Origin of the sequence: Limosilactobacillus urinaemulieris, assembly GCF_014838745.1 — a bacterium.
Classification (GTDB): Bacteria; Bacillota; Bacilli; order Lactobacillales; family Lactobacillaceae; genus Limosilactobacillus; species Limosilactobacillus urinaemulieris.
In genome coordinates this window covers 15,312-39,958 of the sequence record NZ_JABUXR010000003.1, presented here as the reverse complement: position 1 = coordinate 39,958, position 24,647 = coordinate 15,312, and the positions used below count along the sequence as shown (strand labels likewise).

Annotated in this window: 25 protein-coding genes; 16 read left to right on the top strand and 9 right to left on the bottom strand. The window is 39.3% G+C overall.

The features are described 5' to 3' along the window. The first annotated feature begins 3 nt into the window (after positions 1–3). The 3 genes from HUK45_RS02170 to HUK45_RS02160 all read left to right on the top strand — a co-directional run bounded on the left by HUK45_RS02170 (position 4) and on the right by HUK45_RS02160 (position 3,214). Positions 4–690 (top strand): ABC transporter ATP-binding protein, encoded by a 687-nt coding sequence (locus HUK45_RS02170; RefSeq protein ID WP_191910890.1) that lies wholly within the window; start codon positions 4–6, stop codon positions 688–690. Between the two features lie 122 nt (positions 691–812). Then, positions 813–2,792 (top strand): ABC transporter ATP-binding protein/permease, encoded by a 1,980-nt coding sequence (locus HUK45_RS02165; protein WP_191910889.1) that lies wholly within the window; start codon positions 813–815, stop codon positions 2,790–2,792. Between the two features lie 185 nt (positions 2,793–2,977). Next, the gene (locus HUK45_RS02160) at positions 2,978–3,214 is read left to right on the top strand and encodes a hypothetical protein (RefSeq protein ID WP_191910888.1); all 237 of its coding nucleotides are present in this window, start codon (positions 2,978–2,980) and stop codon (positions 3,212–3,214) included. A gap of 106 nt (positions 3,215–3,320) precedes the next feature. Here HUK45_RS02160 and HUK45_RS02155 read toward each other — a convergent pair whose 3' ends face one another. After that, entirely contained in the window at positions 3,321–3,632 is a 312-nt protein-coding gene (locus tag HUK45_RS02155) for an ArsR/SmtB family transcription factor (protein WP_040530638.1), read from the bottom strand. Positions 3,633–3,767: 135 nt separating this feature from the next. Next, positions 3,768–5,741 carry a LysM peptidoglycan-binding domain-containing protein gene (locus HUK45_RS02150; RefSeq protein ID WP_191910887.1) on the bottom strand — a complete coding sequence of 658 codons (1,974 nt, stop codon included), beginning with the start codon at positions 5,739–5,741 and terminating at the stop codon, positions 3,768–3,770. A gap of 337 nt (positions 5,742–6,078) precedes the next feature. Between HUK45_RS02150 and HUK45_RS02145 the strand changes: the two genes are divergently transcribed. Then, positions 6,079–7,014 carry a LacI family DNA-binding transcriptional regulator gene (locus HUK45_RS02145; protein ID WP_191910886.1) on the top strand — a complete coding sequence of 312 codons (936 nt, stop codon included), beginning with the start codon at positions 6,079–6,081 and terminating at the stop codon, positions 7,012–7,014. A 105-nt stretch (positions 7,015–7,119) separates the two neighbouring features. Here the strand turns inward: HUK45_RS02145 and HUK45_RS02140 are convergent, their stop codons facing one another. Then, positions 7,120–7,320, bottom strand: a complete 201-nt coding sequence (locus HUK45_RS02140) for an LBP_cg2779 family protein (RefSeq protein WP_003716400.1) — start codon at positions 7,318–7,320, stop codon at positions 7,120–7,122. Positions 7,321–7,544: 224 nt separating this feature from the next. On the opposite strand from HUK45_RS02140, the gene HUK45_RS02135 reads away from it, so the two are divergent. The 3 genes from HUK45_RS02135 (at position 7,545) to hisS (ending at position 10,858) form a co-directional block, all read left to right on the top strand. Beyond that, on the top strand, positions 7,545–8,165 hold the full coding sequence (locus tag HUK45_RS02135; RefSeq protein ID WP_191910885.1) for an LVIS_2131 family protein: 621 nt from the start codon (positions 7,545–7,547) through the stop codon (positions 8,163–8,165). Positions 8,166–8,258: 93 nt separating this feature from the next. Further along, the gene (locus HUK45_RS02130) at positions 8,259–9,434 is read left to right on the top strand and encodes an MDR family MFS transporter (RefSeq protein ID WP_191910884.1); all 1,176 of its coding nucleotides are present in this window, start codon (positions 8,259–8,261) and stop codon (positions 9,432–9,434) included. A 146-nt stretch (positions 9,435–9,580) separates the two neighbouring features. Further along, positions 9,581–10,858, top strand: coding sequence for a histidine--tRNA ligase (gene hisS, locus HUK45_RS02125; RefSeq protein ID WP_191910883.1), 1,278 nt, complete (start codon positions 9,581–9,583; stop codon positions 10,856–10,858). A gap of 74 nt (positions 10,859–10,932) precedes the next feature. On the opposite strand, the gene HUK45_RS02120 is transcribed toward hisS, so the two are convergent. Further along, positions 10,933–11,934, bottom strand: a complete 1,002-nt coding sequence (locus tag HUK45_RS02120) for a D-2-hydroxyacid dehydrogenase (protein ID WP_191910882.1) — start codon at positions 11,932–11,934, stop codon at positions 10,933–10,935. Between the two features lie 143 nt (positions 11,935–12,077). Continuing rightward, entirely contained in the window at positions 12,078–12,719 is a 642-nt protein-coding gene (locus tag HUK45_RS02115; protein ID WP_191910881.1) for an NAD(P)H-hydrate epimerase, read from the bottom strand. A 115-nt stretch (positions 12,720–12,834) separates the two neighbouring features. On the opposite strand from HUK45_RS02115, the gene HUK45_RS02110 reads away from it, so the two are divergent. Continuing rightward, positions 12,835–13,152, top strand: a complete 318-nt coding sequence (locus HUK45_RS02110; protein ID WP_191910880.1) for a DUF7671 family protein — start codon at positions 12,835–12,837, stop codon at positions 13,150–13,152. A 166-nt stretch (positions 13,153–13,318) separates the two neighbouring features. Here HUK45_RS02110 and HUK45_RS02105 read toward each other — a convergent pair whose 3' ends face one another. After that, positions 13,319–13,717 (bottom strand): DUF488 domain-containing protein, encoded by a 399-nt coding sequence (locus tag HUK45_RS02105; protein ID WP_191910879.1) that lies wholly within the window; start codon positions 13,715–13,717, stop codon positions 13,319–13,321. A gap of 64 nt (positions 13,718–13,781) precedes the next feature. On the opposite strand from HUK45_RS02105, the gene HUK45_RS02100 reads away from it, so the two are divergent. From HUK45_RS02100 to HUK45_RS02065, 8 genes are all read left to right on the top strand, one after another. Next, the gene (locus HUK45_RS02100) at positions 13,782–14,417 is read left to right on the top strand and encodes a DNA-3-methyladenine glycosylase (RefSeq protein ID WP_191910878.1); all 636 of its coding nucleotides are present in this window, start codon (positions 13,782–13,784) and stop codon (positions 14,415–14,417) included. A 2-nt stretch (positions 14,418–14,419) separates the two neighbouring features. Continuing rightward, on the top strand, positions 14,420–15,595 hold the full coding sequence (locus HUK45_RS02095; protein WP_191910877.1) for an AAA family ATPase: 1,176 nt from the start codon (positions 14,420–14,422) through the stop codon (positions 15,593–15,595). Further along, entirely contained in the window at positions 15,592–16,887 is a 1,296-nt protein-coding gene (locus HUK45_RS02090) for a vWA domain-containing protein (RefSeq protein ID WP_191910876.1), read from the top strand. Before HUK45_RS02095 ends, HUK45_RS02090 begins: the two co-directional genes overlap by 4 nt. After that, complete coding sequence (locus tag HUK45_RS02085; RefSeq protein WP_191910875.1) at positions 16,884–17,177, top strand: hypothetical protein; 294 nt, start codon at positions 16,884–16,886, stop codon at positions 17,175–17,177. The genes HUK45_RS02090 and HUK45_RS02085 overlap by 4 nt, the downstream gene beginning before the upstream one ends. A gap of 45 nt (positions 17,178–17,222) precedes the next feature. Further along, positions 17,223–19,136: a M13 family metallopeptidase gene (locus HUK45_RS02080; RefSeq protein WP_206683752.1), complete on the top strand. Its 1,914-nt coding sequence runs from the start codon at positions 17,223–17,225 to the stop codon at positions 19,134–19,136. A 484-nt stretch (positions 19,137–19,620) separates the two neighbouring features. Beyond that, the gene (locus HUK45_RS02075; protein ID WP_191910873.1) at positions 19,621–20,247 is read left to right on the top strand and encodes a helix-turn-helix domain-containing protein; all 627 of its coding nucleotides are present in this window, start codon (positions 19,621–19,623) and stop codon (positions 20,245–20,247) included. A gap of 200 nt (positions 20,248–20,447) precedes the next feature. Continuing rightward, positions 20,448–21,449 carry an SHOCT domain-containing protein gene (locus HUK45_RS02070; RefSeq protein WP_191910872.1) on the top strand — a complete coding sequence of 334 codons (1,002 nt, stop codon included), beginning with the start codon at positions 20,448–20,450 and terminating at the stop codon, positions 21,447–21,449. Between the two features lie 175 nt (positions 21,450–21,624). Then, positions 21,625–22,134: an O-acetyl-ADP-ribose deacetylase gene (locus HUK45_RS02065; RefSeq protein WP_191910871.1), complete on the top strand. Its 510-nt coding sequence runs from the start codon at positions 21,625–21,627 to the stop codon at positions 22,132–22,134. A gap of 50 nt (positions 22,135–22,184) precedes the next feature. Here the strand turns inward: HUK45_RS02065 and HUK45_RS02060 are convergent, their stop codons facing one another. Genes HUK45_RS02060 through HUK45_RS02050 form a run of 3 tightly spaced genes read right to left on the bottom strand, consistent with a single transcriptional unit; the run spans position 22,185 to position 24,594 of the window. Next, positions 22,185–22,955 (bottom strand): ABC transporter permease, encoded by a 771-nt coding sequence (locus HUK45_RS02060; RefSeq protein WP_191910870.1) that lies wholly within the window; start codon positions 22,953–22,955, stop codon positions 22,185–22,187. Positions 22,956–22,967: 12 nt separating this feature from the next. Further along, positions 22,968–23,717: an ABC transporter permease gene (locus HUK45_RS02055; RefSeq protein ID WP_191910869.1), complete on the bottom strand. Its 750-nt coding sequence runs from the start codon at positions 23,715–23,717 to the stop codon at positions 22,968–22,970. Next, positions 23,707–24,594, bottom strand: coding sequence for an ABC transporter ATP-binding protein (locus HUK45_RS02050; protein WP_191910868.1), 888 nt, complete (start codon positions 24,592–24,594; stop codon positions 23,707–23,709). Before HUK45_RS02050 ends, HUK45_RS02055 begins: the two co-directional genes overlap by 11 nt. Positions 24,595–24,647: the final 53 nt, after the last annotated feature.

Below are 24,647 nucleotides of genomic sequence, written 5' to 3'. Positions count from 1 at the left end.
ATTATGGAAACAGCTATCAAGTTAGAGAATGTAAATAAGTCCTTCGGTAAGGGTATCGGCAAAGTCCAGGTATTAAAGGATGTTAATTTTACCGCCAATCTCGGTGAACTATGTTTGGTCCTTGGTCCTTCGGGTTCTGGAAAAAGTACATTTCTTACAATTGCGGGTGGTCTTCAAACACCGGATAGCGGGAAAGTAATCGTTGATGGTCAAGATTTCTTGAGCATGCCCAGTAAGGAACGAGATCAATTTCGGTTAAATAAAATTGGCTTTGTCCTTCAATCGTATAACTTGTTACCATACCTAAACATTGCCGATCAATTTAAGCTGGTTCAGCAAGTAAAGGAAGATGGCAATATGGATCAAAAAGAATTCCATGAATTATTAGACGAACTTGGAATTGAGAAGCTCTTAAAACAGTATCCGGCAGAGCTTTCTGGTGGGCAAAATCAACGAGTCGCAATTGCTCGAGCACTTTATACTGAACCACAAATTATTTTAGCTGATGAACCAACATCTGCTCTTGATAGTGATCGGGTGGAAATGGTTGGAAAACTGTTAAAAGAATTAGCTGCCAAACGAAACAAGGCAGTAATCGTAGTAACTCATGATCTTCGGTTACGTCAATTTGCCGATAAGGTTTATCAATTGGAAGATGGCAAACTAAAATGCGAAAAAGTTCACCAATAATTTCCCGGGAAATGATAATAAGATTTAGTTTAGAATTATCTGAGGTAATTTTATAAGAGCGGTAACCTTGATATAATCTTTATATTAATAAGTGTTTAGATAGAACAGTTAAGGAGGAGACTATGTCCTTTCTTGAGTTAAAGGATATCCGCAAAGCATATTACCTAGATAAACAGAAATTTCCTGTTCTCAAAGGGATTAACCTTTCTTTTGAACGTGGTGAATTTGTTTCGATTCTTGGAGAATCCGGTGGTGGAAAGTCCACTTTAATGAATATTATTGGGGGCTTAGACCGTGATTTTGAAGGAAAAGTAATCGTTGATGGGAAGACGATTGATCACGGTAAGGAGAAACAGCTAGACAACTATCGGCGCTCAACTGTTGGTTATATTTACCAGTCATACAACTTGATTTCTCATTTAACAGTCCTTGATAACGTCTTGATTGCTCTTGATATGACGACATTAGATAAAACTGCTCGACGAAAGCGGGCATTGGAACTGCTTGAGCGGGTTGGATTGGCAGATCAAGTAAATAAACATCCCAACCATTTATCCGGTGGTCAAAAGCAACGGGTAGCGATCGCACGGGCACTAGCTAGTGATCCGCAGTTAATCATTGCTGATGAATCGACAGGAGCCCTGGATTCTGAGAATACGAAAGAAGTATTGAACCTTCTGGATGATATTGCAAAAGACGGCAAACTAGTAATTGCTGTTACTCACTCACAAGAAGTAGCGGATCATGGTACTCGAATTGTCCATCTTGCAGACGGGAAAATTGATGGGGATGAAAGGCTTAGACCGGCATACCCGATTCCAGATGATCCAGAGCATCTTCAATCGCGAGTTCTTCCAGCAATGGCAAGCTACCGGACTGCGTTTAAGCATTTGATGTATAATTTTTGGCGAAATTCACTAATAATGCTAGGCACTGCGATTGGGATATTTGCGGTTCTCCTGTTTAGTGGTTTAGGCAATGGGGTAAATGGTTATATCCAAGATCAAATTAACTCACTAGCTAATCCGCGAAGTGTAACGATTCTAAAAAACACGACTGGCAAGAAGATGACACAGGATCAGTTACAGATGTCGACCCAGAATATGATGGCTGATCCTCAATCAATGTTTATTAAACAGAGTGAGATTAATCGGGTGAAGAAGATTGCCGGGGTCTCTTCTGTTGAAAAAGGGTATACGATACCAAGCTATCGGTTATCATACAAGGATCTTCAACAGAACGGCACTTCAATGGATAGTTGGACTAGTTCAACTACTACTAGGGGAATCACTAAGGGCCACAAGCCAGGTAATGGTGAAGTTGTCCTTACTAAGCAACAGGCAATTCAATTAAGTAGTGCTAAGAATTATCGACAATTAATTGGAAAAACGGTTAAGCTTAGTTTTAACTGGGTTGATGGTTCAGGAAAGCCTGTTCAAGCAGAGGGAAATGTCAAGGTATCAGGAATTTCTAACGGTACTAGCGTGCGGACTTCGATTAATTCAGCAACGCTAACCAAGATGATTCGGGAAGCTAATGGTAGTGTCCAGCCTAATTTTCTATCTGTCAATGTTAAGGATCTGAATCAGGTACAGACTGTTGCTGATCGGGTTAATAATTTACGTAACGGTCAGAATAAACGAATTTTAGGTGCAGTAACAGTTGGCTCAATTTTAAAGACTGTTAATACGTACGTTAAATTAGCCTCGACGTTATTAGCTGCGATTGCCGGAATTTCATTACTTGTTTCTGCCTTGATGATTATTGTAACGATGTATATGTCGGTTTCAGAGCGAACCAAGGAAATTGGAATCTTAAGAGCACTGGGTGAACGAAAGAAAGATATTCGACGGTTGTTTACGTCTGAATCATTATTTATTGGCTTTTTCTCGGCAATCTTAGCATTGATTATTGTTCTTGTTGTTACATTAGCAATTAATCATGGCCTGTACCACTTGATTAAATATAATATTATTCAAATTACTTTTGGTAATATTGCTTTTGCCTTTGTGGTAGCGTTAGTAATATCGTTCTTAGCTGCATTATTACCAGCACGGCGGGCAACTAACTTAAACCCGATTGATGCGCTTGCAGCAGATTAAAGATCAGAAATAAATAATATTGAATAAGGAGCATAACTGACTAGTCATCGCTAATGGTCAGCATGCTCCTTTTCTGGTGTTTAATATACTACTTTGCTAAAAATGACTATTTTTATGATAGAACCTAAAAATTATTTTTAGGTTATCCGAAAATGGCGATATAATGAATAATGGAGGTGTTAAGAATGACGACGGTTTATATTCAAGACAAAAAGAACGTAACTCAAGAATTTAATTGTTCTGACGGTTCCACTGGTGTACTTAAAGTGGAAGATTTAACAACGACACCAACATATTACTTTAAGTTTTACGCACATAGTCACCCAAGCTTCCGGTTAACTGATAGCGACTTTCATGATGGAAAGGAAGTTGTGATTCGGGACATTATGGCTAAAGATCAGATCGCGTTAAAATTTACTTAGTCTCTATGGGGATGAGACACTAGGTAACCTACAAGGAGAATAAACGGACACCAAAAGTTCAGTTTAGCGAACCATTGGTGTCCGTTTATTCTCCCATTTTAAAAGATTACCGATGAATTATTTGCTCTGCATGTGAAAGTACATCTGCAATTAATGTCATTACTTGTGGATCTTCAAGGCGGTAGATAATTGTTTTTCCGTCGCGTCTCTGTTCAACTAAATTAAACTTACGAAGTAGCTGCAGTTGGTGGGATACCCCTGATTGTTCCCACTTCATCCGTTGACTAATTTCTGTAACGCTCATTGAATCTTGAATTAAGAGATATAGTAATTGTAGTCGTTTCGGATTACCAAGTAACTTAAATAATTGGCTAATCTCCTCTATATCAGCAAAGGCTCTCCCCGTTTGACTAATCATGTAATCACCCTTCTCACTATCTAAACGCAGGCCAAAACATATCAATAACATATAACTCTATTATATAACAAATGCGCCTAAGTATGATTCTTTTATCATGCTTAAGCGCATTATTTTAATGATTTAATTATTTGATTAGAGAACGATTCGTTGACCCGCAACAATTCGGTTTGGATCGGAAATGTTGTTTAAGCGAGCCAAAGTTTCGTAACTCATTCCGTACCGGGCAGCGATTGCGGAAAGAGTATCACCAGCTTGGATTGTGTAGGAACCACCGTTGCTTGATGAACTTGCTGCATAACGATAGCTTGTGTAACCTGAAGTACCAAGGTTAAGAGTTTGACCAACGTAAATCCGGTTTGGATCAGAAATGTTGTTTAAGCGAGCTAGAGTTTCGTAGCTCATTCCGTATCGGGCAGCGATTGCAGAAAGTGAATCACCACTCTTAACGGTATAGGATCCAGCAGCCGAAGCAGTGGAGTGGTTAACAGCATTTGAAACAGTAGAAGTAGAAGTAGAACCAGAACCCAATCTTAATACTTGACCAACGTAAATCCGGATTGGATTAGAGATGTTATTCAAGCGAGCTAGGGTTTCGTAGCTCATTCCGTACCGGGCAGCGATTGCAGAAAGTGAGTCACCAGCCTTGACACTGTAGCTACCTGCTGGGGTAACGTTAGTGGTTGTTTGATGAACGGAACTAGCTGTATTTGAATTAGCACTTAATTTCAATACCTGACCAACATAAATCCGGTTCGGGTTAGAAATGTTATTCAGACTTGCCAAAGATTCATAATTGGTACCAAATTTGTTAGCAATTCCAGAAAGGGTATCGCCAGACTGAACGGTATATGTACCTGTAGCACTAGAACTGGTGTTAGTAGTATTACTTGAAGTGTTAGCGTTACTGGTATTAGTCTGTGAACTGGCTTGTTGCCGAACAAGGAGTCGTTGACCAACATAAATTCGGTTTGGATTGCTGATATCGTTTAGTGAAGCAAGGTGATTAACAGTGGTGCTGAAGCGGTTAGCAATTCCAGAAAGGGTATCACCGGATTGAACTGTGTAGTAACCAGTATTACTTACGCTTGAGCTACCACTATTGTAACTACTGTTATCACCATTATTGTTCTTGTTAGTAACAACCTTACCCGAGAAAGCAACTGAATCAAGTTGGGTCAAGTTATATGTCCGAACAAGGTTAATCAGTGAGCTTGCATAGCTCGGGTCGGTTGCGTAACCATCTTGACGAAGCTTGTTAGCAACTGAAACGTAATTAGTATCACCGAGCAAGTTTCGGTAACGACTATTAACATTTAGGAACCGGCCATGATCGGTTACTGATTCAGAATTGTTAGCGTATGCTCGGAAATTAGCATTAACGTAAACTGAACGGCCACCATAGACTTCTCGGGTCCGCATTACCACTGAGTGACCATTGTAAGAGCCCTTAATCCCAAAAAGGTTATGGGCACTAGTCGACAAACTTGATTGTCCCCAGCCACTTTCAAGAATTGCTTGAGCAACGGTAATGGATGGGAGAACACGGTATTGGTTCCAACCATCAATTGCCCCTTGAGCAACACTTTGGATGAACTGCTGTGAACGGGCGTTGTTGCTAAAGTGAAGTGAATTTAAATTGACTGAAGATGCAGGAGCTTGAGCTGCATAGGCTGCTGTTGTGTTAGCAGAAGCAGTTGCCGATTGTGGAGCAACGGCAGAACTCGTAGCAGTTGCTGGTGCAGAGCTCGCAGAAGAAGCTGAAGCAACGGTGGAAGTGGCAGCACTGGCAGCACTAACTGCAGCACTAGTTACCTTGACGTTTGATGCCGCAACAGTTGCAGAAACGACCTCACTATTATTGCTGGTGTTGGCGCTTTGACTAGCAACAGTATCAGCAGCACTACTGTCAGTATTGTTACTATTAGAATTAGTGTTAGCAGTGACTTCAGTGGTATTATTGCTAGTTTGTTGTGTTTCATCGGCATGAGCTACAGCACCAGATGCTGTTAGCAAGGTGACTGCAGTTAAACCAGCGAACATCCACTTTCGACCGCTTTTATACATTTTATAATGCGTTGTCGAATTTGTTAGTTCTGATCGATTCATTATTCTGACTCCCCCCTAGAAAAACTTCTTGGAACTTTATTAACTAATCGAACAATAATTAAAAGGTAATAAAAAGTAAATTTTTTAAGAAGTTATTAAGATTTCAAACTAAGTAAAAAATATCATTAATATGATAAAAGAGCAAGCAATTTTAACATTTATCGTTATTATAAAAACAACGATCACTTATTCTTATCAATTGAAAAATATATTTCTAAATAATCCCTATTAATAAACATTATATTGCTAGTTGTTTAGTTAAAATTATTTTATTTAATCCCAGAACTTGATATTAGGATATAATGAAAAGCAGTTTGAGAAAGATTGGGGAAGAAGTATGGTAGCTAAACTACAAGATGTTGCTAAATTAGCTGGTGTTTCCGTAACAACTGTGTCACGAGTAATTAACAATTATGGTTCTTTAAGCGAAAAGACCATTAAGAAAGTCCATCAAGCAATGAATCAGTTAAACTATCAGCCGAATGCTCTTGCACGGGCGATGCAAGGAAAACCGTCAAAGTTCATTGGCTTGATTTTCCCTAACCTTACGAACCCGTTCTTTGCTGAATTAGTTAATGAATTGGAACATCAGCTTTTTTTAAAAGGGTACAAGACGATTATTGCTTCTTCAGCTGAAAATCGCGAAATTGAACACGAGTACTTGAGTATGCTTTTTGCTAATCAGGTAGACGGAATTATTTCAGGTTCCCATAACCTGGGAATTGAGGAATATCAGCAACTAACTGCGCCAATCGTTTCCTTTGACCGTTACCTTTCTGATAATATTCCGATTGTTGCAGCTGATAGTTATCGTGGTGGCAGATTAGCCGCTCAGTTTATGATTCAACATCGGGTGGATCGGTTGGCGGTAATTGTCGATGAAGATACATCCGTTTCACCAACACTAAATCGGTTGCAGGGAGTAATTGACTACTTGAATGATCAGGGACACAATTTTATAACTTTAACTAAAGAAGAAATTGATCAGACAGACTTTGCTGACCAATTTGATGGGGTGATTGCGTCGAATGATGTTCAAGCGCTAAGGATCATTTCACAGTATCGGCAAAGGGGCTATCAGGTTAACCATGACTTTTTTGTCACTGGGTATGATGGATCGCAACTGATTTGCCAAGTTGCTCCACAGTTGCCGACTGTGGTTCAGCCGATCCATGCCCTTGCCGAAAATTTGATTTCAACGTTATTTGAACGAATTGCTAACCCGCGGAAAAAGGTTGAGTCAGTGACGCTACCGGTAAAATTTAGGGAATAATTAGTTCACTGCTCTAATGTACTAATGAATAAATTAGAGTTCTTTATACATAAGAGGCCCCTAACATTCAGTTCTCTTGAATGCTAGGGGCCTTGTAATACTAAATTAATCGTTACTGGTATTGTTGCTTTGCATGAACCGTTCAATTAATTCGGCTTCTTCATCAGTTGCGTTACTGTTACCAGATTTGATATCGTGAATCCGTTCAACAGATAAGTGACTACCAAAAGCAACTTGATTATCGTTCATATCGTGCTCGCGTTCAAATTTGATCAATTCCTGGGCAATTTCGTTCAAATTATCCATGAAATAAATTTCCCCCTTAGTGCTATTTAGCAAAGCTAATATAAGATTAACAGTCCTATTGTAAAACATTCTTTGATTCGATGCCAAAATTAAGTTTATCATAATTTACGAGAATGAAATGGAATAAATATTTAAGTTTTGGTGATGTGGGCGGACAATGGTATGATTTTGTGTGATAATCAATATAAGTTAAGTCTATTGAGAAGAAATGGAGAATTAAAATTATGAGTTGGAACTGGCTAGGCTGGTTAATGTGGATCCTTGGGATTGGATTTTTAGGTTTTGTAATCCATTATATTCGGGTAAAACAGTTAATGTTAATCGCTAAAACAAAGAAACGATTTGACGGTAAGCTGTTTACCCAGTATGTAGTAATGAGTTTGGTGGCTGTTTTATGGTTAGGAAGCTTAGGATACCTTCGCTTTATTCAACCAGTTAACTACAATGATCACCAACAGGTACAACTATCTACAAAGTACCAGCCATTACAATTGCATGATCAAGGGAACGATTACTACTATGTTCTTGCCAAGCATAGTGCATCGGGAAAGCGGCCGATCGTGTCGTACACCTACTGGGCTGATGATTCTAAGTATATGGTTAGTTCTCGGTTTAGTTCAATTAGTGATGGAACACGGCTTATTCCTGTCGAAGCAACGAGCTTGCCATGGAATAAGAAAAAACTGCAGAAAATTGATAATGAATCAGGACATGCATTTGCCGCGGTGATGACGGGACACTACCGTAATACACCGCTAAATGGTCTTAGTTTACGAGCAAATCATGTTGCATCCAGTTATACTTTAATCCGGGTACCACAGGAAAGCATGGTAGCTGAACACTAATTATGGAGATCTAGTATTGGGATTGAGATTGTATCTCGATCTCTTTCTTTTTGAGGAGTTCAATAAAAAGTTGTGGGATTAGAAAAAGATCGAATGAAGAAAGAAAAAACGGTTCAATTAAAGTGGGTGGCACTAGCAAGGTTGCTGAACAATACTGGTGCTGCCTTTATCTGGCCGTTAACAACGATGTATGTTAATAAATATTTAGGACAAACGTTAACGACTGCAGGAGTAGTGATGCTCCTGATATCAATTGCAATGATGGCCGGTAATTACATTGGGGGATGGTTATTTGATCATTGGAGTTCCTATCGAACAGCTTTGCTAGGGGTAACTTGTTCGACTGTTCCAATTATTCTCCTGGTTTTCATTCACGGTTGGCCATGGTATGCAGTATTAATGGTTATTAATAGTTTTGGCGATGGAATTAATATGACGATCGTTAATTCTTACGGGACAGCAGTCGCCAATCACCCAGCACGTTTTGTATTCAACTATATTTACATGGCATTTAACGTGGGAGTAGTGTTGGGGACCCTTCTTGTGGGGATCTTATTACCGATTAGTGTCGTACTGGTCTTTAGTGTTGCCTCAGCATTCTATTTAGGATTAACCTTAATGGTACTTTTTACATTTAATATTGAGGTTAAGAGCAGCGGACAGCAACGTTCAAAACCAGATCGGCAAACTAAGGGTCATTCAACATTTATTGCCCTAGTGTTCTTAATTTTGGTCAATGTAATGACAATTCATATTAGTTATTCGCTTTGGGAAAGCGTTATGGCAGTTCACATGACTAATATGGGAATTCCGTTTTATGCATATAGTTTACTGTGGACGCTAAACGGAATCATTATTATTATTGGTCAACCATTAGTTAACAAGTTGAGTCCCTATATGCGGCTTTCAACTCAGATTGTGCTAGGGATTTTAATCTTTGCTAGTTCATTTTTCTTCTTAATCTTTGCCCATAACTTGGTCGAATTTGTAGTTGACTTTGTGATTTTGACAATTGGGGAAACATTGAGCTTTGCAGGATTACCAGCGTGGATTACTCAATTGACTGGGACCGCTAATGCTGGTCATTATCAGGGCCTGTATAATATTGTTATTTCAGTTGGGCGAGCAATTGGGCCGCTTTATGGCGGATATGTAATCGAACACGGTAATTATCAAGAACTATTTTTCTCGGTTTTCATGCTGATGATTGTTACCTTGATGTTTGTAGGAATAAAATTATTTCACATTCACCAGCAGCAGGCACGGTAAAGGTACAAAAAGTCTGCTAGCTATGGTAAAATCACACATGGATAATTAAGATTAACGATTAATTATAGAGAGACGATTTAATTTATTAGTCGCCCTCTAAGGCACTTTGTCTTAGGAGGGCGCTTTATTTTGAAGGGAGTACCAGTATGGAATACCAAAAACCAAAAGGAACCGCAGATTTACTACCAGGAACGACTAATCTTTGGGAAAAGGTTGAAGAAGTTGCGCGTGAAGTATTTGATCAATTTGGTTATCGCGGTATCCGGACACCGATGTTTGAAGATTACAACGTCTTTTCACGAAATGTTGGTGATACTTCGGACATCGTTGAAAAGGAAATGTACGATTTCCATGATAAGGGTGATCGACACATCGCCTTGCGTCCAGAGGGAACTGCTGGGGTTGTTCGGGCATACGTTGAAAATAAGCTGTATGGTCCTGAATATCCAAAACCATACAAGGTTTATTACATGGGACCAATGTTTCGTTATGAACGACCACAATCTGGACGGCAACGGGAATTCCATCAAATTGGTGTTGAAGCATTAAATAACGAATCACCACAAATTGACGTTGAGGTAATTGCAATGGCAATGCAGTTGTTCAAGCGGTTCGGTGTTCCCAATGTAAAGTTAACAATCAATACTTTAGGTGATAAGCAAGTTCGCGAAGATTATCGTGAAGCATTAATCAACTTCCTCAAGCCACACTATGATGAATTGAGCTCTGATTCTCAAGAACGGATGTACCGGAACCCCCTTCGTGTTTTGGATAGTAAGGATGCTGGAGACCAAAAGATCGTTGCCCAAGCACCGTCTATTCTGGATTACTTGGACGAGAAGTCACAGAATTACTTTGATCAGGTTCAATCCTTATTGAAAGAACTTGGAATTGACTACGAAATTGATACCAATATGGTTCGTGGCTTGGATTACTATAACCACACGATCTTTGAAATTATGTCAGATTCACCAGTATTTGGTGGTGGCTACACGACTGTTTGTGCGGGAGGTCGTTACAACGGTCTTATTAGCCAGCTTGGTGGCCCTGAAGAAGGAGGAATTGGCTTCGGAATGGGAGTAGAACGATTGATGCTCCTTCTTCAAGAAGAAAATCTAGAATTTGCTCCTCAAGATCAATTAGATGTCTTCTTTGCTAGTGCAAATGAAGATGGTGATAACCTTGCCTTTAAGATTCTAAACCAAATTCGTGATAAGGACGTTGTTGCTGATAAAGATTACAGTGGCGTTAAGGTTGGTAAGCAAATTAAGGAAGCTTTCCGTCGTAATGCAAAGTACTTTGCGGTCTTTGGTGAACGTGAGGTTGATGAAGGGCAGTTCCAACTGAAAAATGCTGCTACTAAGGATACAGTTGATGTTAAGATTGCAGATTTTGTTGCTGAGCCAACAAAGTATTTGCGGTAAATAATTAGGGGCCAGGAAAAACAAAATGTTTTTCCTGGCCCCTTTATCTATAATTGATAATTTTTATTTAAGGTTTACTTTACTTCAACTGGTGTTTCTGGAGTGTTGCCTTCAACTAATGCGAGGTTATTATCAAATGCCTTAACTACCATGTTGCGAACTGCGTGAGTAGTGTAGAAGGCAGTATGTGGAGTTACCAATACATTAGGACGGTCAATTAAGTCCTTCAAACGTGCATCTGGGAAGTCTTTACCTTGCCAGTCTTCGTTGAAGATCCCAACTTCGTCTTCGTAAGTATCCATAACGAAACCAAAGAGCTTGCCACTGTCCAATGCCCGAACAACAGCATCAGTATCTACTAATGCACCACGTGATACGTTAACAAGAACTGCGTCATCCTTCATCTTAGCGATAGTGTCATCGTTAATCATGTTAATAGTATCCTTCAATGCAGGAACGTGAAGGGAGACAACATCAGCTTGCTTATAAAGATCATCAAGTGAGTCTACGTAGTAACCCTTCTTTTCAAGTTCAGGATTCTTGAAGGCATCGTAAGCAATAACCTTTGCGCCGAAGCCTTCCATGATTTGCATGTAAACTTGGCCAATGTGACCAGTTCCGATAACCCCAACAGTTTGGTCACGAACTTCACGACCAATAGTTGGTGCCCAGCGAAGGTCACCCTTAGCGATCTTTTCGTCTAAGACCTTGTCTTGACGAAGAACACGTGCAGTTTGGATTGCGGCATGTTCTGCGATTGCGTTTGGTGAGTAGACTGGAACATTGGTAATTTCAAAGCCAAGTTCCTTAGCCTTATCCATATCAATGTTATCAACCCCAACGTTCCGCAAAGACATCTTAGTGATCCCTAAGTCTGCCAATGCTTGAAGCGTTTCAGGAGTGTAATCTAATTGTTGGTATACAACGACACCATCAGCACCCTTTGCTAAACTAGCAGTTTCAGGAGTTAGTAACTTGTCAGTGTAGTCTACTTCAACTGCAGGATGAGCAGCTGCCCATTCCTTTAAGTATGGTTCTTCATCTTTTCGGATACTAAAAGCAAAAATTTTACTCATAATGTTCCCTCCATTTTAGATAATCCAAATGCAATAGAATCATATTAACTATGAGAACTATTTCATTAATTATCTGGGAAAATGCATCTAAAATCAAGCTTATTCGATGAAATTTTATACAATTACAGTAAAAATGAATATTATTAATCGTTAATCGGATATGTCCCCATATCACTAGCAACAACTACCCGACCAGCGTGTTCTTTACCAGTACCCTTGGTCAAGCCAACCTTATTTATTGCAAAGGTAACGGTTGCCGTTACATTAACGGCAACGCCCATTACTTCTCCAGTATCGGTATTAATACCTGATGGCATATCAACGGCAACCACCACGGCGTCACTGTTATTAATAGCCTCAATTGCCGCAGCATAGTTGCCTTCAACAGGACGATCAATGCCGATACCAAAAAGGGCATCGACAATCAATGATGCGTCTTTAAGGACATCGAGATCTGAAGTTTGCGGAATTTTATAGTACTGACAAATCCGATCTTGAACTTGGTGTTCTTCGGAAGCGTGGTCTGGATTACCAACGTTTAGAATAGTGACTTTTACACCGGCAATATGGAGGAGACGGGCGACATCTAGCCCATCTCCGCCGTTATTGCCACTTCCGGCCACCACAACAACATTTTGTAAATTCAACGGAAATGCATTTAATACCTCATCGCGAACCGCCAATGCTGCCCGTTCCATTAATACTAGTGATGGAATGCCGATTGTGTTAATCGTGTACGAATCATAGTGCCGCATTTGTTCAGCGGTAATTGCTTTGTCTGCCATAATGGTAACCTCCTGAATATAAACTACCTTTAGCTTAGCACTTTTTGTTAATTGTGAGTGGGACTAGAGGAGTGTAGAATATGGGGTAGGTTAACGGAGCTGGAGGAAGAGAATAGTGAGTAAAAAAGGAAAGTATGAAGTTCAACGGTTTACATGTATTCCGGTCGAAACAGATGATAATGGTCAGTATCAACTTAAAGTAGATCAGCAAGGGAACACCAAGATCCATATTTGGCGGACCGGGAAACATACAAAGGGGAAATATCAACGACCAGGGCAATTGATGTTAACGGAAAATAATCTGATGGCCGTTATTATTGACGCTGAGCCGATGGCATTTAAGGATCGCCATAGTGAAACGCCACTTCAACGGTTTTTGACAACTTTTGTAGATGATGCAGTTTTGCAGCAAGGGTTGAAGTTATTAAAATAAGTTACTGTTAAGGCCAAAAATTGAATTTTTAGCATAATTATCACTAGGATTTAAAACAATAACCCCCGAAAATTGATTTTCGGGGGTTATTGTTGCTTAAAAAGGATATCTAAACGCTAAAAATCCATTTTTTAGCGTTTATCTTTAGAGCATTAAGGAGATTATGTTAATTTTCGCTTTTTTTAATTGGGTGGACCTTAACTCCTAAATCAGCCGCGAGCTTATCTGCAAGAATCACAGCCTGGTTATGTTCTTCGTCCTTAGCACCATAAAGAAGAATGACGTTTTGTGATTTTAATTCTTCCTGAACAATTGCACGAAGGGTATTGTAGTAAGAGGGTGCGCTTGCAATTTCGTTCAGGTAGCGTTCCTTAAATTCTGGGAAACGAGCGACATCGTGGCCATACCATTTTCGTAAATCGCTGCTTGGGGCAACTTCTTTCATCCAGCGATCAAGGTGGGCTTTTTCCTTTGAGATCCCACGGGGCCAAATACGGTCAACAAGGATTCGGTAGCCATCTAAATCGGCAGGCTTTGTATAAATTCTTTCTAACTTTAATTCCATAATAGTGAATCCCCTTCTAATTAGTGATACTTTTAGAATAGTACAAGTTGAGGAGGAATCAAGGATGCTAACAAAATATCAACAGTTTTTTACTGGACGTCCCACGGAAAAAATTGCCCAAGCACTATTGGGGAAACAGATTACTTATACTAATGCTGATGGGATAACAACTGGTGGATTAATTGTAGAAACAGAAGCCTATCTTGGTGAAAATGATTCCGCTTCACATGCATATAATGGTCGACGAACGAACTATTCTGAATCGCTTTATGGTAACCCGGGAAATATTTATCTTTATCAAATTAGGGGCCATTACTGCTTTGACGTGGTTGTTCAGGATGCCGAAGAGCCTCAGGGAGTCCTTATTCGGGGGCTAGAACCGACTGTTAATCAAGAACAAATGATAATTAATCGGGGGATGAGTGGCGTTAATCTTAGTAACGGTCCCGCAAAGCTGGTTCAAGCACTCGGAATTCATTCACGAGAATTAGATGGGCGACCATTAGAAACAAGTCCCTTAACGATTAATCTTGCTACCGGTCGCGAGCCGCGTGAGATTACCACAACAAGTCGGATTGGGGTAAATTTAAATGGTAAAGATGGTCGTAAGCCATACCGCTTTTATGTTAAGGGAAACCCTTATGTTTCTGGTCTGCGGAAACGTGAAATGAACTTAAAAGATCATGGATGGGAGGAATAAAAATGGCCCTGACATATCAACAGCTCCTGATTACGGTCCCGTTAGTTTTACGCGCTGGAAATGTTCCTAGCATTGTCGGTGAAGCTGGTTTAGGGAAGTCTGCCTTAGTAGAGGAAGTTGCTAAAAAGATGGACGCTAAACTATATACTACCGTAGTTAGTTTAAGTGAAAAGGGAGATCTTGCAATTCCTGTACCGCCGCTGACTAGTGATTCTTTTATTGAAACGAAGAATTATGGTCGCTTAGCAAATGTTCAGTTTGGTTACTCTGAAACGTTGGTATCAATCGTGCGCTACGCTGAAGAGAATCCCAACCGGGAAATTATTTGGTTTCTGGACGAATTTAATCGGGGACCGCAGTCTGTTCAGAGTGAGCTGATGAACTTGGTTCTCCAACGACAAATTAATAGTTTACGACTTCCAGAAACGGTTAAAATTGTGATTGCCGAAAATCCAGATAATACAATGGAAGGGTTTGAAGATAGTGAATATGCAGTCTCAACTGGTGACGCGGCGATTAAGGATCGAACTGTCCGTCTAGTAATGTCCAGTTCGACTGACGAATGGCTTGAGTGGGCAAAAAAGCCGCGAGAACAGACTAAACGTTCTCAAATTAATCCGTTGGTAATTGAATACTTAACGCAGTATCCGAGTCGTCTAGTTCAACCACACCAATTTGGCTCTGATTTAACACCAACGCCAAGAGCTTGGGAACGAGTTTCCCGGAATCTGGATCAATTACAAAAACTTCCTGGAAAAGTACAAGAACAATTGGCACCTGACTTGTTTAGTGGTGATTTAGGAACTGAGATTGGAGTTTCATTTGCTAAATTTGTTCAAGCCCACGGAATTCGCCTAAAGGTAAGTGATATGATAAACCAAGCTGGACTTGAAACCGACTTTCAGCAATTAGAAGAAGCTGATAAGTTATCACTTTTACGTGAATGGGTTAGGAAATATTCAGAAACGTTAGCACAGAATAGTGGGGCAGCTAATTTTAGTTCATACCTAACCGATATTAGTCCGGATGGTCAATATTCTCTTATTCAGCAAGTTGGTGAAAACGATGAATTATTAAATAGAATGTATAATACCGCTAAGGAAAATCCTGACGGCGCGGTGGCAGAGTTATACGAAACCGGCGCTCAAATAGCAACTTATGGGGATCGTGGCGAATGAACCGACTAGCAAAAATGCTTGAACAACTAAGAAAAAACCCGTCAGATTATGAAATGGCTAATCGTGTTCTTACTCAAGCGATTGTTCAAGTCCTTCAAACTCAGCGAATCCTTGGTGAAATTCTTCTGCAGGTTCCTCGACGGGTTATTCGGGAGCAAGATGCGATCCTGGGTCTTTTTTGGCGGAAGGATCAAATTGAATTAAGGGTAGTTCCCCAAAAACTAGCCGATCTACGAAGTGATGAAGTGGTAATTTTATTAGAACATGAAGCCCTTCATTTACTATGGCAACACCCACTACGTTATGCTAATTCACCTACGCCAGAGTTAGTTCAATTGGCAACAGACATTGCAGTTAACCAATATTTACCAGAAGTTCCCCGTGAAACAATGACGTTAGAAGAACTGCAACGGTATTTGCACCGCAGAATTTTGCCACATCAGGATTCAAGTAGTTATCTTCGTTTATTGAAGAACCTATCAGATCAAGATAAGCAGAAATTGCAGCGAAAAAAAGAACAGGGCGCAGGGCAAAATGATCAAGCAAAGCCTTCCCGGGTAGTTCAGGAAACACATCGGGGATGGCAATTAAGCGATGCTCAACCTGCCTCTGGAATTCAACAATTGCGGTTGGCGCAGTTAAAGAAGATCTTACACCAGGCGTATATGAATACTCCAAAAAAGGATCGTGGATTATTACCAGGTGATATTTTAACAACATTATTGAAACCACAAATAAATGACCGGTTTAATTGGCAACAATTGATTAGTCGCCAAGTGGGAACGCTAGCTGCAGGAAGAGAAGAAGCAGCGTACAGGTTTAACCGACGCCAACCTTGGCGGATGGAACTTCCGGGATCGGTTAGTCGACTGGTTCCCAGAATTTTAGTCTTTGTTGATAATTCTGGTTCGGTAACTGATGATGAGTTGGAAAAGGCATTAAGCCAGATTAGCTATATGACAAATAGCGATCACCTTCCCGTAGAAATTTATCCATTTGATGCTCGTGTTCATTTTGAACACTATCAACATATTGAAAATGGTAAACGGGTTATTTTTCGCCGAGTTGGTGGTGGAGGAACAAGCTTTCAATGCATATTTGATTTTCTTCATGATCGCCATATTAATCCAACAAATTCATTAGTTGTAATTATGACTGATGGGTGGGGTGAGCAAAAGATTAACCCATACGATTTTCATCAGGTTGACTGGTTAGTAACTGGGTCAGTTACAGATTTGTCACTTCATCGTCCGGTTGGACAAGTTCTTAGCTTAAAGAAGGAAATAAAATGACTGAATTATTAAAGCCGACAGTAATGAAACAGATCCTAACTCATTCAAAAGAATACCAGCGGGCGGTTAAGCTCCTGAATGTTGATTGGGATTTAGGAAATCAAATGCTCTTTTGGGATCGGGTAATGGCTGCGGACGTAATTTTAGCTCGTCAGCTACAACACCATCATTTAATAATTGGGAACGTTAACCTTGATGATTATCGGGCAGTTGGTCAATTATTAAGTCAACATTCTCAATGGTTTAGCGGGGCTGCGCGATTCGAGCTCTTAAAGCCCTTTAATGGATAACGGATAATTAAAAATAGTATAATAATTATATGATTGATAAGGAGGATGAAGAGCGTGACAGTGAATGAACAAGAAATTAAAAACGATTTATATGAAGCGGTTAATGGGGAATGGCTAAAAACCGCTAAAATCCCTGATGACAAGCCAGCAACTGGGGGATTTAATGACCTTGTTGACGAGATTGATAAGCAACTCATGGATGACCTAGATGCTTATGCGGAAGGGAAAGAAAAAAGTGATGATTCCCGGTTCAACGAGATGGTAAAACTATACCGATTAGCTAAAAAATTTGATTTTCGTAAAAAAGTTGGTCCACGCCCACTTAAGCGGATGCTAACAAGTATTGAAGAATTGAAGTCATATGATGAATACCAGGGTCAATGGCGTAACTGGATTATGGCGGGGATGCCGTCACCGGTTGTTTTTGATATTGATGCTGATATGAAAAACGCAACTGTTTATGCTCTATTCGCTGCAGCACCATCGTTAATTTTGCCAGATAAAAGCTACTATGAAGCTGATAAGAAGGACCAACACGATCAGCTTTTAAAGCTCTGGTCATCAATGGTTACTATCTTGATGGATAAGCTGGGGTACGATAAGGATGAAGCTGCCAAGCATATTGAAAATGCCAAAAAGTTTGATGCTTTTCTTGCTCCAAACGTAAAAAGCGCAGAGGAAGCAGCCGATTATAGTAAAATGTATAATCTGCAAACCGTAGAAGAATTAGCAAGTTCAACTGATCAGCTTGACTTGGCAGATGTGATTAAACGGCTCATTGGCACTACTCCTGAAAAGGTCATTGTAACTGAACCAGAATATTTTAAGGCACTTAATGGGATCTTAACGGATCACTTTGAATTGTTTAAGAGCTGGGCGTTAATCAACGTTATTCGAGCTAACGCAAGCTATCTTGATGATGAAATGCGGGAGATTAATGGTCGTTATAGTCGGGCGCTTTCCGGTAGTAAAAAGCCGATTAATCAACGGAAGTTTGCTTACTACTTGGCACGAGATGTCTTTAGCCAAGTAATGGGTGACTATTACGGGAAGAAGTACTTTGGTCCCCAAGCTAAGGAAGATGTTCATCATATGGTTGAGCAGATGATCAAAGTATATAAGGGACGACTAGCTAACAATGACTGGTTAAGCAAGGCTACTCGTGATAAGGCGATCTTAAAGTTAGATAAGTTAGGTATTCAGGTCGGCTACCCGGATAAGATTCCAGCACTTTACGATCAAATTAAAATTGATGAGGGTGAGTCATTGATTGCGAACCTCAATCAAGCTAACATTGTCGCAAATCGCGAGATGTTTAGTCGGTGGAACAAACCTGTTGACCGGATGCGTTGGGAAATGAGCGCGGCAACCGTAAACGCATATTACCACCCGTTTAAGAATATTATCGTCTTCCCGGCCGCAATCTTGCAGGCACCATTCTATTCACTAAAGCAAAGTAGTAGTGAGAATTATGGTGGAATTGGTGCGGTAATTGCTCATGAAATTTCTCATGCCTTTGATAATAACGGTGCGCTCTTTGATGAGTTGGGAAACCTGAATAACTGGTGGACTAAGGAAGATTCTGAACATTTTAAGCAGCTAGCCCAAAAGATGATCAAAGAGTTTGATGGAATTGAATTCGCTGGTCAAAAAGTTAACGGGAAGTTAACCGTTTCTGAGAACATTGCTGATGCTGGTGGCTTGAGCTGTGCCTTAGAAGCCGCCAAGCAAGAAGATGACTTTGACGCCAAGAAGTTCTTTATTAACTGGGCAACAATTTGGCGAATGAAAGCCACTAAGCAGTATGAACAACTGTTACTTTCCATTGACGTTCACGCTCCACAAAAACTCCGGGCTAATATCCAAGCCGAAAACCTCGATGACTTTTACTCCGCCTTCAACATTCAACCCAACGATCCGATGTTCAAAGCCCCTGAGGATCGGGTGAATATCTGGTGAGTGTGTGAGTCGTGACGGATTAGCAACTGAGCACTAGGAAATCCCGGACGATGATTGGCTTGCAATCAAGGACGGGATAGCTAGGCGGAAGTTGCGGTCACGGCGAACAGTCCTTGGTAATGTTGCATTAGAACTGTTAGCTCTAGGAAGGTTAGGCTGAGCATGTTTTAGCTATGCTGCGGTAGGACTGATTGCGGTCACGGCGAACAGTCCTTGGTAATGTTGCATTAGAATTGCTAGCTCTAGCAAGTTCCTGGCGAGCACGTTTTAGCTATGTTGCAGTAGGACCGATTGCGGTCGCGTTAGCAATGCTACATTTCTAAAGTAAGTTCAAAAAAGTTCCACTTGTCTTGAGAGAGTAGACAAGCGGAACTTTTTTGTTGCCACGATCCTTAGCGTGACATTTAACACGCTTTTGGTTATCTTAGTATCAAGAATTATTTCCCGGGAAATCAATTTAATATCGGTGGAGGTTAAATTGGAGATGAATTTTGCTCAAAAAATGAAATCTTATCGACAGAAGAATAACTGGACGCAGCAAGATGTTGCTGAGAAACTAAATATTTCACGAAAGACAGTTTCTAGTTGGGAAAATAACCGAAGTTATCCGGATATCTTTATGTTGGTTCAAATTAGTGATCTCTACCGTGTAAGTTTAGATGATTTATTACGGGAGGATCATAAAATGATTGATAACTACAAGCAAGAACATGAAATAAATAAAAAAGAACGGCGGACTTTTATTTTTAGCTACATTATTAACGTTATTATGTCAGTAATTTTATTAGCAAAGCCTGTGATAATGGGTAACTTAACTCTGCGAAAGTTCATGTGGGTATTAGTATTAGCGCTAATTTTCAATACGGTTGTTCTTCTAAAGTATATTGACTGGAAAAGGTTGAAGATGAAGTACGGATTCTATATTTGTTGGCTTATCTTGGCTGTGATGCAATTTGAGCTAACTAACTCGTCACTTTCAGCAATGCCAGGAGATATCCATAACTATTTAGGATATGTTTCTGGAAGGGTTACGGGATATATCTTATTTGGCTTTTGCGTTACCGCTACAATTTGGTTATATCCGCAATTTAGATCTAAAATTGAACAATAGTAGGAACAGAATTTTTGCATTAACCCTGTTTAAGCAAAAAAGATCAAATTACCAAAACGGGAATACTGAAAATATAGTAAAATACTAATTCTATTTACTACTGTGAAATGGTAAACTATTAGCTATGTAGAAAAGAACTAACCAACATGATTGCTGATTAGCTCTTTTTGTTGTTTAAAATGTTATTTGGAGGAAATGGAATGATTCAGGCATGGATGATACTTATTTTAATAGGACTTATATCGATCCCGACATACTATGCAGTTCAGGAAAATAATAAAAATATTGAAAGGGAACAACAAGAAAAAGAAAAAAGAGAAAAAGCAGAAGAGCAACGGTATCAAGAAAAAATTAATGAACTAAACCCGGACTTTACATTAGGTAGTAGACGATTTCCTCTTTTTATCAAAGATATGAAACTGATTTATGGAAAAGATAAGGAACTGAATTTAAAAAATGCTGTTTATGATTTTTTTGAAAGAGAGATCTTAATTATTCCAACTATAGATACACATTTTTCTCTTTTTAATATTTATATAGGAGAAGGCGATAAGAAGCTAAAACAAAGAATAATTGGTGCTCTCGATGAATGTGGGTTAGGACGAATTAAATACTGGTTTCAAATATCTGAAGATGACGAATTATCAAGTTATTTTTATTTCGGCAATGGTAAGGCGTATGCATATAAAATGGATTCAGTAGACTACTTTAAAATTTCAGGGCAGAAAAATATAGAGAATAAGTGGTACTTAATTAATATAGAATTTGCCCCACATTTTGTTTCGGATTATGAGGTTGAAACTACTAGTAAAAGTAATGGGAAAATAAGAGGTAATGCAGGTGCGGCTCTAGTTGGAGGAGCTTTTGCAGGAACGACAGGAGCAATTATTGGTTCATCAATGGGACAAAGCACACAAATGACAACGACAATACATTCTAATAATTCTGCTAAACTGAGAGAAATTCCTGCTACCGTTTTACTTACGTTGAAAAACTCGGCTGGAGAAAAAATTACAATTTCAGAAAAAATGATTGAAGAAGAAGTTGTTATGCTAAAGAAGCATTTCCTTGCAGAATTTAGTGATAATGAAAATAAAGGTTCTTTAGCATTAGAAATTCAAAAACTTGAGGAACTATTTAAGCAAGGGGTTCTTACAGAAGAAGAGTTCAACAGAGGAAAAAGGAAGATTTTAGATTTATAGGAATATATTAGAAATGCTCTTCTTTGAAAATAGTAAGAGATTAACTTTTTGACGACAAGTCTGCAATATTAATTGATTTGTATTTCATTATTAATAATCTTAAATTAAATTTTCCCTAATTATAATTTGCTTTTATAATTATAAAGATAGCAAATCGTAAAGAAGAGGGATAAAAATGCACCAACTTAAAGCAATCCAAGGAGATATTACTCAGGTCCACGTTGACGCGATTGTCAACGCTGCTAATACGACATTACTTGGTGGTGGCGGTGTTGATGGAGCGATCCATCGAGCTGCTGGACCAGGACTGTATGCCGCTTGTTTGAAATTTCATGGCTGTCCAACTGGTGAGGCACGGATTACACATGGCTTCCGTCTACCAGCAAAGTACGTTATCCATACTCCAGGACCAATTTGGCATGGTGGCAATAATGGTGAAGACGAATTATTAGCTAATTCATACCGAAACAGCTTACAGCTTGCTGAAGAAAACGATTGTCATACGGTGGCATTTCCCTCGATTAGTACTGGAGTGTATGCCTTTCCTTTAGCCCGGGCTGCTCATATTGCCATCACAACAATCCGTGACTTTCTTAAAACAAGCCAGGTTGTTGCTGAAGTTGAAATGATTTGTTTTGATCCAACCACCTATGCAGCTTACCAAAAAGAAATCAAAGAAGAATAGTAAAAATAAACTTCAAGAACTTAATTGCGAAGCTCTTGAAGTTTATTTGTTTAAAATCTCTTTCTTCTAAACGCTAAGTATCCTAATCCCGAAATTAAAATGATATAACAGCAAGTTCCCCAGAAGAGTTGGCTGTTGGAGAGCATGGAAGTGGGATGGTAGGATGCGTAATTGTAATATTGGGTTGTGAGATTAGTCATGTTAAGGGGATTCCACTTGAGAATTTGATCGATTCCCAAGTTAGCGTTTAGTAAACTTGCAGAAAAGCCCCTCCCCATAAAAATGATAATCGCGTTAATCGCAATAACAATTGCATCGGAGTTAATCAGACAAGAGAAGAGACACAGTAAGCTGATAATTAGCGTTGAAGTTATGATGTCAATACCGGTCGTCGCCAGCATATTTACTACTAGTGGCTGGTGGTATTTATAAATGCCTGTCCACGATACTGGTGCATTGAGAAGCGGAATAATATTTAAAAGAATGGTAAAAACAATTGCTAAAAGGTGAAGGGCTACGTTATAGATAAATAATGCAATGTATTTTGCCATAAAGGTCGCTAGTTTACTTGATGAATGATAAATCAGTGCAAGGATCGTATTATTTTGAAATTCTGTTGAAAAAATAGTCGATCCAAGGATAACAAGAATTAGCATAATAATGTCGCTAGAATTATAACAGGTCATCACAAGCAAATTGGAGTAATCTCTTCCCATTGCTAACCCCATAATAATCATCAAACCGATCATTATCACGGGCATCCACCAAGTGAGTTTGCGGTGACTGAGTTTGTAAAGTTCACGATGTAATTCGGGATACATACTTGGTCCTCCCTATTTTTGGTAGTTTTTAAAAGCCCATAGTCCCAAAATAATGAATAGTAGGGTATAACAACCGTTACCGAGAATTAATTCAAAATTACTGAGATGGGTAATTTTAATCGTACTTTGATTGGGTAGTTGAACAATGATGTTAATCATATTGAGTGGGTTCCACGCCCATAATTGTTTCGGGAGGATATTCATTAATAGCCCAGAAAAGTTAGCTCCCAAAAAATCGACTGCGAGGCCGATAATGATGACAATTGAATTTGATTTTAACAGGATAACCAAAAGTAGTGAGAGAGAAATGGTAAACATTATGTAGATAAAAGCGCCTAGAAAGTTATATCCTAATGCGGTAATTAGGGAATTACCATGAAAACTATCAGACCATGAATAGTTATTCCCTAGAAATAGCATTAAAACCAGTGAGCAAACAAAACCAGCTACCAACAAAGCAATCCCATAAACCACTAGGGTAATCAGTTTAGCAAGATAAATGGTAAGGGGATTGTTACTTCTAAAAAGAAGCGTGATCATTGTGTTATTACGGTACTCCATTGAAATAAAGTCAGCGCTGACAGCGACCATGATGATTGCACACCATTGAATAGCACCAAATCCCTGGGTGATCAAGAAGGGGTTAACCTTGTATGTGGGAACACTGCTATAGAGCATTAAGCAAACCATAACAAGGAAGCCGTAAAGCGGGGTTCGCTGGTGAGTGAATTTATAGGTTTCTCGTGATAAACTATTTTCCATTTGAATTCTCCCGCCTTTCTTTAAGGACAGCGATGATTTTCTTTTCGAAAGATGGGACGTTGGGAACAAGCTCCCGTAACCAAATCTGGTTATTGAATAGTATTTGTTGAATTTGAGAGCGTTCGTCCTTATTAACAATTAGTCCAGTAGAAGTAGGAGTCACGGCAATGGAATTAGCAGTTAATAATTTAATGGCAGTTTGATTATCTGTGGTTACTAAGCGATATTGCTGACTGTCTCTTTCTTGGAATTGAGAAACTGGGACATCCATAATAATTTGTCCCTGGTTCAAGATAATTACTGAAGTCATTACCTTTTGCAGTTCGCTTAAAACATGACTTGAAATAAGGAATGCGGTTCCGTTATGGGCATACTCGTGAATTATTTTTCTAATAAGAATGGTGGTTTCGATGTCTAAACCATTCATTGGTTCATCTAAGATCACAAACTGGGGATGGTTAAGCAGGGCTAATGCAATCCCTAACTTTTGTTTCATCCCAATTGAATAACTTTTAGCTTGGCGTTGAATATAAGAATTCATTTGTAGCTTAGTGATTAACTCCGCGACCTCATCTTTATCAGTTGAATATAGGGAGAGATTATCTTTTCCGCTTAAAAACGGGTAAATTGCGGGATTTTCGATCAAGGCGCCAACATTTTGCAGTGCTTTGTGGTTATTGGCGGTAATAGGTTGATTATTAAAAGAAATCGATCCAGTGAATTTTGTCAGACCCAAGAGCGTTTTCATAATGGTTGTTTTGCCTGCACCGTTTGGCCCAATTAACCCCACAATTTCACCCGGTTGGATATTAAATGAAGCATTTTCAATTATCTGCTTATGACCATAGAAGATATTAAGATTCTTAACGGTTAGCATTGAATCATCTCCCCAATAAGTTGAATTCACCTTAATTTTATACGGGGGGGGTT

Excerpts from the sequence above, each read along its gene's own strand:
- HUK45_RS02170 (WP_191910890.1), top strand. The coding sequence starts at position 4 with ATGGAAACAGCTATCAAGTTAGAGAATGTAAATAAGTCCTTCGGTAAG.
- HUK45_RS02075 (WP_191910873.1), top strand. The coding sequence starts at position 19,621 with ATGAATTTTGCTCAAAAAATGAAATCTTATCGACAGAAGAATAACTGG.
- HUK45_RS02100 (WP_191910878.1), top strand. The coding sequence starts at position 13,782 with ATGCTAACAAAATATCAACAGTTTTTTACTGGACGTCCCACGGAAAAA.
- HUK45_RS02070 (WP_191910872.1), top strand. The coding sequence starts at position 20,448 with ATGATTCAGGCATGGATGATACTTATTTTAATAGGACTTATATCGATC.
- HUK45_RS02080 (WP_206683752.1), top strand. The coding sequence starts at position 17,223 with ATGAAGAGCGTGACAGTGAATGAACAAGAAATTAAAAACGATTTATAT.
- HUK45_RS02150 (WP_191910887.1), bottom strand. The coding sequence starts at position 5,741 with ATGAATCGATCAGAACTAACAAATTCGACAACGCATTATAAAATGTAT.
- HUK45_RS02065 (WP_191910871.1), top strand. The coding sequence starts at position 21,625 with ATGCACCAACTTAAAGCAATCCAAGGAGATATTACTCAGGTCCACGTT.
- HUK45_RS02140 (WP_003716400.1), bottom strand. The coding sequence starts at position 7,320 with ATGGATAATTTGAACGAAATTGCCCAGGAATTGATCAAATTTGAACGC.
- hisS (WP_191910883.1), top strand. The coding sequence starts at position 9,581 with ATGGAATACCAAAAACCAAAAGGAACCGCAGATTTACTACCAGGAACG.
- HUK45_RS02105 (WP_191910879.1), bottom strand. The coding sequence starts at position 13,717 with ATGGAATTAAAGTTAGAAAGAATTTATACAAAGCCTGCCGATTTAGAT.
- HUK45_RS02135 (WP_191910885.1), top strand. The coding sequence starts at position 7,545 with ATGAGTTGGAACTGGCTAGGCTGGTTAATGTGGATCCTTGGGATTGGA.
- HUK45_RS02145 (WP_191910886.1), top strand. The coding sequence starts at position 6,079 with ATGGTAGCTAAACTACAAGATGTTGCTAAATTAGCTGGTGTTTCCGTA.
- HUK45_RS02165 (WP_191910889.1), top strand. The coding sequence starts at position 813 with ATGTCCTTTCTTGAGTTAAAGGATATCCGCAAAGCATATTACCTAGAT.
- HUK45_RS02095 (WP_191910877.1), top strand. The coding sequence starts at position 14,420 with ATGGCCCTGACATATCAACAGCTCCTGATTACGGTCCCGTTAGTTTTA.
- HUK45_RS02090 (WP_191910876.1), top strand. The coding sequence starts at position 15,592 with ATGAACCGACTAGCAAAAATGCTTGAACAACTAAGAAAAAACCCGTCA.
- HUK45_RS02050 (WP_191910868.1), bottom strand. The coding sequence starts at position 24,594 with ATGCTAACCGTTAAGAATCTTAATATCTTCTATGGTCATAAGCAGATA.
- HUK45_RS02085 (WP_191910875.1), top strand. The coding sequence starts at position 16,884 with ATGACTGAATTATTAAAGCCGACAGTAATGAAACAGATCCTAACTCAT.
- HUK45_RS02155 (WP_040530638.1), bottom strand. The coding sequence starts at position 3,632 with ATGATTAGTCAAACGGGGAGAGCCTTTGCTGATATAGAGGAGATTAGC.
- HUK45_RS02060 (WP_191910870.1), bottom strand. The coding sequence starts at position 22,955 with ATGTATCCCGAATTACATCGTGAACTTTACAAACTCAGTCACCGCAAA.
- HUK45_RS02115 (WP_191910881.1), bottom strand. The coding sequence starts at position 12,719 with ATGGCAGACAAAGCAATTACCGCTGAACAAATGCGGCACTATGATTCG.
- HUK45_RS02130 (WP_191910884.1), top strand. The coding sequence starts at position 8,259 with ATGAAGAAAGAAAAAACGGTTCAATTAAAGTGGGTGGCACTAGCAAGG.
- HUK45_RS02160 (WP_191910888.1), top strand. The coding sequence starts at position 2,978 with ATGACGACGGTTTATATTCAAGACAAAAAGAACGTAACTCAAGAATTT.
- HUK45_RS02055 (WP_191910869.1), bottom strand. The coding sequence starts at position 23,717 with ATGGAAAATAGTTTATCACGAGAAACCTATAAATTCACTCACCAGCGA.
- HUK45_RS02120 (WP_191910882.1), bottom strand. The coding sequence starts at position 11,934 with ATGAGTAAAATTTTTGCTTTTAGTATCCGAAAAGATGAAGAACCATAC.